Origin of the sequence: Mesorhizobium sp. M0854 (assembly GCF_040319815.1) — a bacterium.
GTDB lineage: Bacteria > Pseudomonadota > Alphaproteobacteria > Rhizobiales > Rhizobiaceae > Mesorhizobium.
The window spans coordinates 1-6,175 of record NZ_JAMYOL010000062.1; the positions used below are offsets into that span (position 1 = coordinate 1).

Here is a 6,175-nt window from a genome sequence, read left to right on the forward strand (position 1 = left end):
GGTAACGGCCTCGCCCATGCGATGCATCTGATGACGGCAGCAAGGACAAGCCTTCTGATCGTCGGGAAGGTCATACTCGACGCGCGGCACCGTGATCGTTGGTGCGACGGTGGCAGGCGTCCAGGAGGTGTAACGGGCGGGCTCATCGCCAACGCGGTTCGTCACCATTCTACTTCGTCGTCGTCGAGTATAACATGCTCGGACCCGCTAACGCCCAGGCGCCTACGTGTCTGTGCGAAGCGAACCCAAGGCTTCCTGGTTGCGAAAATGCCCTTCAGCCTGTTAGGAGTGGAAGTGGATCCATCGGCATATCCCCGTCGGGAAACTGACAGTTACGGGGATGCGTTGTAGACGACGAGGTCCGAGTCCCTCGGGGACTGTCCTCGTCGCATCCTCCTTGGGTGCCGATTCTGGCTGGCACGCATCGAAATCCGAGGCGGCAGCAGCGGGGTTACACCTTGCCAGACCGTAGCCCCGCGGCGTTTCTTAAAGACCGCTTTCTATAAGTCAGCTCCATTTTAACGAGGAAGCTGCGGATCGGCCTTAAAGCTCGAAGCAGACGCTTTTCAGGAAGCTGGTATTTTCGTCTGCATGAGTGAACTCTCACCCCGCGCATTGCGCGCTCCGGTCGGCAACGGCCGGGATGTCGGCCGTAAGGCCGAGCAGATCGATCATCTGCTCGACAGCCTGAAGCCCAAAATCCTGATCTTCGACGAATTCCACAACGCGATGCGCGGCCGGTCCCGAGACGTCGAGGCTGTTCTTGCGTTCCTCAGACGGATCGGCCGCCAATTCGACGTCTCGCCGGTTCTGATCGGAGAGGTCGCCGTCTACGATTTCATCAACGCGACCGACGAAATGGCGAGCCGGTTCGAACTGCACGCGGTACCGCGATGGCAATATGACGAGGAGTTCCTCACGCTCCTCGACAGCCTCGAAGGCGCCCTGCCGCTTTCGTGTAGTTCCGATCTTTCCAACGAGAAGCTGGCGCGAGAGATCTTCCGGCTTTCGGAGGGACTGATCGGCGAGATCGTGGCGATCGTCACGACCGCGGCAGCGGCAGCGGCGAGGTCCGGCACAGAGCGGATCACCAAAGCGGCGATCGACGAGTTGCATTACATCCCCGTCTCGAAACGCCGCCGGGCGCCGGCGCGTGACTGTCTGCTGTGAGCGGCGAAGTGAACAGCCCGGGGGTTCGCCGTCGAGATCCGCGAGCGATACCGGGATGCCGTTCGGGATCGGTGGCCCATGACCATTGACCCACAGCCGGACGAGTTAGTGTCGAGCTGGCTGCATCGCCTCGCAATCGCGAACGGCATCGCGCCGCGGCCATTCGCCGGTGTCCTCGGGCTTGGCGGCGGGATGTGGTCGCCACGTCTCGACCTTCAGCTTCCGCGTGACGTCGCCGTTCTGCTCGGCGGTCAGACGGGTGTTCCGCATGAAGCGATATCGGCGATGACCATGACTGGTTGGGCGTTGACGCCGCTCCTGCTGCCGCTGCGCGAGAACGCTCGCCGGAACCGTTCGACCTGGATGCAGTTTTGTTCTCTGTGTCTCGCTGACGAGGCTCCGCATTTTCATCGACAATGGCGATTGGCGTCGCGGATCTCCTGCTTCGTGCATGGCTGCGGTTTGCGGGATCGATGTCCCGCCTGCCACGCCGGGATTGCCGCCCCCGATCAGGCCGACCTGATCCCGCAGCACTTCTGCGTCCGCTGCGGCTTCGATCTGCGCAGGGCTCCGAAGGTCTCGGTGAAGACGGCGGCACGGCGCCTGGAACGCTCGATCCACGACATCTGTCGGATAGAGGCGGCCAAGGGGTCGCTGACGATCGGCACTGTGGTTTCGCGCGTGCTGCGTGCGCCGGTCGTCGCAGGTGTGACCTCGGCGACGAGCCTGACAACCCTGTCGACACCGGCGCGCATCCGCTGCTTTGAGCAACTCGCGGAAAGATCTGACGATTGGTTGGCCCCTGGTGGGGGCAATGCTGTCGCCCAGCGGCGTCGGCTTGTCCTGGCTGCAGGCGGCCATGATAGATTGATCGCTTGCCTCGCGAACTTCATGGACAAACGCCAGGGATCGCCGAGGCCGGCGCTGTAACTCCCACCCGGCGCCGACCTTGTGGCTTTGACCGAAGCCTATTCCCGCGTCACCGGCGGCGGGATCAGATCGAAGCGTCAGCGCGACCTTGCCGTCCTGCGTACATAGGATCGCTGGCCGCGAACCGCCGACTCCCGCGTGAGGGGGCGCGCTATTCATCACCGGCAATGCCAGCATCCACTTCCTCGCCGTTGGAAAAGCCCGGCATGATGTCGCCCGCCAGCAGCTTCTCCTTCGAGAGCAGGCCTGCATCCTCTAGCGCTTCGATGTCGGGCAGGTCGCGCAGTGTCTCGAAGCCGAACTGCAGCAGGAAAGCCTTGGTCGTGACGTAGGTGTAAGGCGCGCCGGGTTGCGGTGCGCGCGGGCCGGAGGCGATGAGGCCGGAGCCTCTGAGATGAGCGATCAGGTCGCGGCTGATTTCCTTGCCGAAGAAGGATGACAGTTCGGCGCGGGTGATTGGCTGGAAATAGGCGATCATCATCACCACCAGCACCTCCGACTGCGACGGCGCGCTCACTGGCGCCGACGGCGGTGCGGATGGCGTCGGCATAGGCGGGCCGCGTCAGATGCTTCCAGTCGCCGGCGACCGCGACAAGGTCATAGGGCCGCCCGCGCAGTTCCTCGCGAATGTCGTCGATGAGGAGATCGATGTTGCAACTGGCCCCAACCACTCGCGCGAGCACACTGCGTGTGACCGGCTCGCTGGCCGCGAAAATGGTCGCCTCGACGCGGTTCATCCATTCGCGCCAGCGCACCTCCGGCGGCAGGTGGTCTAGCACGCGGTCGAACAAATGGTCATTTGAACGGCGGTCGTCTGATCGATGGTCATCTGAGCGGCCTCGCCTCTTGCGCAGTGCTTCAGCCATTTCCTAAAGCCCGTAAATGCGGAAAGTGGTGCGGCCCGACAGTTCGCGCACAGCACCGAATTCGACCAGTCGCTCGAACAGGCGGCGCAGGCCCCGGTCGCTCATTCCGGTCCTTTTGTCCCCGCGCGACGCGACGAGCGCATCGTCGTTCAGCAAATGGTCGATGACAAGGTCTGCACCCTTCGCCCGCAGTTTTGGCACGACGGCAATGAGCCGCTCGGCGCGGCGGCCGAGCTCGGTCGAGAGGTCGATCGCCCGAAGCGCTGCGCGCGCCTGAGCCACGAGCAGGCCCTGCACCCTCTCCCCGCCTGGCGCCTGATCCCTCTCCGTCAGACTGGTTGTTCTCACTCCCACGCCACGCGTGCTCCCGCCCGATCCCGGCTGCGCTCCCAGAAGCGGCACCGCATGCGGCCATCCCAATCTTTGCGCGAGCAGAGCGTCGGCGAGCCAAGAGTCAAGATGGCGTCCGAAGTCGTGGCGCGCAGTAGCCGCGAACGCACCGGTCAGCATCTCGACCGTCCCGACGCTGGCGCCGAGCTGGCGAAGCTCGTCAGCCAGATCGCTGACCACCTCATCGTCGTGAGTTCGACCGAATTCCTCCAATGCAGCGCCTAGGTTTTTCTTCGTCAGAAGATCCTCCGCGGGCCGGGCGGCCAGCCGGCGCCAGGCGAGGAGCAAAAGACCGGCGGGCCCGACCTCGTCTCCTGGGCGGGTCAGCAGCACGGCGTCGCGCAGTGCGGCTTCATCCTCGATGCGCCCCGCCTGCCGTGCCGTCACCGCGGCCGCGGAAAGCGCCAGACGCTGCCGCCAGGCGCCGGCCCATCGCTCCTGCCGGCGGACCACGGCGTCGAGGGCGGTCAGCGCCGCCGCGGCGGCAAAAGTAGCCTCTTCAAGGGATTCGGCGCGCGATGCCGCGCTGCGCAGCCAGCTCGGCACGGGAGCGGCCGGCGCACCCGGGGCTGCGCTGGTGACGGCCACCGGTGCAAGGCGGAGCAGCTTCGGGCGGAGAATCATCAAGCGAAGGATGATTGAGCGCGGCGCTTTCCGCAACTCATAAAGGCCACAACAGCCGCGCTTGTCGACAGGCTTTTATGTCCGGTAAGCTTGCCTTATCGCCGCACCGAAGCAGAGGAACAGAGGAACACAAAGGAAAAGAAGGACGCATCAGAGCAAGAAGGCCCGGACTCTAATCTCAGATGGGGAATTACCCGTGGCAGGTCACCCCAACCCGCTCTTCGGCGCCCGCTGGATTTCTGGAGAGGTGTAGTCGGTGAACATGTCGGCCGCGCCATGCATCCATTCGTTCGAGCGACGCTGGTGCACCGGCTCGATCATCCCGACAGCGTCGCCCACTATGCCGACCGTGAATACGCCAACCCAATTACATTCTTGGAAATAAGTAACTCGAGCGAAAACGTGCAATTTGCTTTCGACACGTGCCCTAATCGCGCAGAGATATCAATTTCCACGTCCTGGAATTCAAGGAACTGATTGTACAGTGGAAAATACGCCTTATACGCAGCCTCCTTCAAAACAAAGAGGTCCCGCCGCTTGAGCAAATGTAGATCGTACATGCGTTGCTCGTTAGGGGTGGCAATCAAGTCGATCAGGTTCTCCGGAAGAGGTTCATTAGGCTCAATGTCGACGCCGAGAGCTGCAATCCTTTTCGTCCCGGCAATAGCGGCGGCTGCTACTGTATCGTGGTGCGCCAGAGATCCGATGACGCCGGGTGGCCAGATCGGAACACCAGAGCGCGTCTTTAAGATCGGCATTGATGGGAATCCCAGTTTCCCAAGGAGTGTTCGGGCAACTACTCTTGCGGCACCGCTTTCGCGGCGGACTTTGGGAACAGCGCGTCCCATAGACGTAACTTCGGAAGCGTATAAAGTGGATTCGTCGGCCTTCTCTATTGGACGAATGCCGACGATGATGTTCTCTTGATCAATCGTGATAATCTCCATCTATTTGGGTCCTTCTTTTCGAACATGCTGGCATCGATCAGGGCGGGCGACGGACCACATATGAACTGCTTCCCATCTTGGCGGGCCGGGACTTCCCGAGTTGCGGGAGTATTTGGGGCTCGAGACTAACCTGCGAGGCCAGAACATTCGGGGGAATTCGTTGTGTCTATTTAACAGTCCCGCTTAAGGCCGTTGAAATGGCTCGAGCCAGAACTTGGCGGTTTTTTGGATTGCTCACCATTGTGGCGTGGTTGCCTGGAATTGGTACCGCGTGAATGGCTCCCGCACCCAAAATCAGGTCCCAACCCTGCTTTGGCGAGTCTACCTCCCGATCTAGCCGTTTATCAGGCGGTACCCGACGAAGGATGAGAGGCTCACTGGCATAAAACTGATGTATCTCAATTGGGAGCGACAGAACTCGATACGACTGTAGCGCCTGGAGGAATTGGGCCGCCTTTTGATACATCAGAACATCACTATGGAGATCATGATCCGGAGGCAAAGCCCCAATTTGCTTTGCCTTTTCAAGCAACTCAGCAACTGAACATTGCCCGGCAAAGCGCTCCAATACTTCGACGAATTCACCGTTGACGAATTCACAACGTTCCAACATAACTTCTCGTACCAAACTTATAGGTGATAGCTTTGACAAATTTGCAGGTATCGGAACATCGATGAACGCCATGAATGACACAGCTTCGCTGAGACTCAGCAAGTGCTGGGCAATTGCATAAGCCACGATTGCGCCTGATGAGTATCCAGCAAAGCGGTATGGACCCCGTGGCTGGATCTCTCTGATGGCAAGGACTAGCTCCGCGGCAATCGCCTCAATCGTTGGTGGACAAACGTCATTGAAGGGTGGCCATGGCAGAGCGTATACTGGGCAGTCTACATCCATTTCCTCCACCAAACCGAGAACATAGGAACAATCTCCAAAGCCTGTGGGGACAAAGAAGAGCGGTGGCTGCGATCCGGTTGGTCGAACGGAAATCACTCCCGGACTACTGGGCTGTGGCTCTAAATGAATCTTCGATGCAAGTTCCTTCAGAACAGGGGCTTGGAAGAGATCGGCGGCGCTAAAGTTCAGCCCAAGCTGTAATGCTCGACTGAGCACCTGCACCGCCAAGAGCGAATGGCCGCCGAGCTCGAAGAAGTTGTCGTGGCGTCCGACCCGCTCGACCCTGAGAAGCTCCGCCCAGATCTGTGCCAGCGTCGTCTCGATCTCGCCCTGCGGCGCCTCATAGGCCG

5 protein-coding genes and 2 pseudogenes are annotated in these 6,175 nt (G+C 60.9%); 2 read left to right on the plus strand and 5 right to left on the minus strand.

The window, feature by feature from the left end; all coding sequences use genetic code 11:
• Positions 1-609: 609 nt before the first annotated feature.
• Both NKH99_RS32325 and NKH99_RS32330 read left to right on the plus strand, forming a co-directional pair.
• Positions 610-1,170, plus strand: a pseudogene (locus tag NKH99_RS32325) (TniB family NTP-binding protein); the annotation flags it as partial.
• Positions 1,171-1,248: 78 nt separating this feature from the next.
• On the plus strand, positions 1,249-2,100 hold the full coding sequence (locus tag NKH99_RS32330; protein ID WP_353017903.1) for a TniQ family protein: 852 nt from the start codon (positions 1,249-1,251) through the stop codon (positions 2,098-2,100).
• A gap of 151 nt (positions 2,101-2,251) precedes the next feature.
• On the opposite strand, the pseudogene scpB reads toward NKH99_RS32330, so the two are convergent.
• The 5 genes and pseudogenes from scpB to NKH99_RS32355 all read right to left on the minus strand — a co-directional run.
• Positions 2,252-2,966: pseudogene (scpB, locus tag NKH99_RS32335) on the minus strand (SMC-Scp complex subunit ScpB).
• Positions 2,967-2,969: 3 nt separating this feature from the next.
• The gene (locus tag NKH99_RS32340; RefSeq protein WP_353017905.1) at positions 2,970-3,980 is read right to left on the minus strand and encodes a DUF1403 family protein; all 1,011 of its coding nucleotides are present in this window, start codon (positions 3,978-3,980) and stop codon (positions 2,970-2,972) included.
• Between the two features lie 204 nt (positions 3,981-4,184).
• Entirely contained in the window at positions 4,185-4,319 is a 135-nt protein-coding gene (locus NKH99_RS32345) for a hypothetical protein (protein WP_353017907.1), read from the minus strand.
• The gene (locus NKH99_RS32350) at positions 4,319-4,927 is read right to left on the minus strand and encodes a 4'-phosphopantetheinyl transferase family protein (RefSeq protein WP_353017909.1); all 609 of its coding nucleotides are present in this window, start codon (positions 4,925-4,927) and stop codon (positions 4,319-4,321) included. The genes NKH99_RS32345 and NKH99_RS32350 overlap by 1 nt, the downstream gene beginning before the upstream one ends.
• A 166-nt stretch (positions 4,928-5,093) precedes the next feature.
• The coding region (locus tag NKH99_RS32355; protein WP_353017911.1) for a thioesterase domain-containing protein at positions 5,094-6,175 on the minus strand (1,082 nt) is incomplete at its 5' end.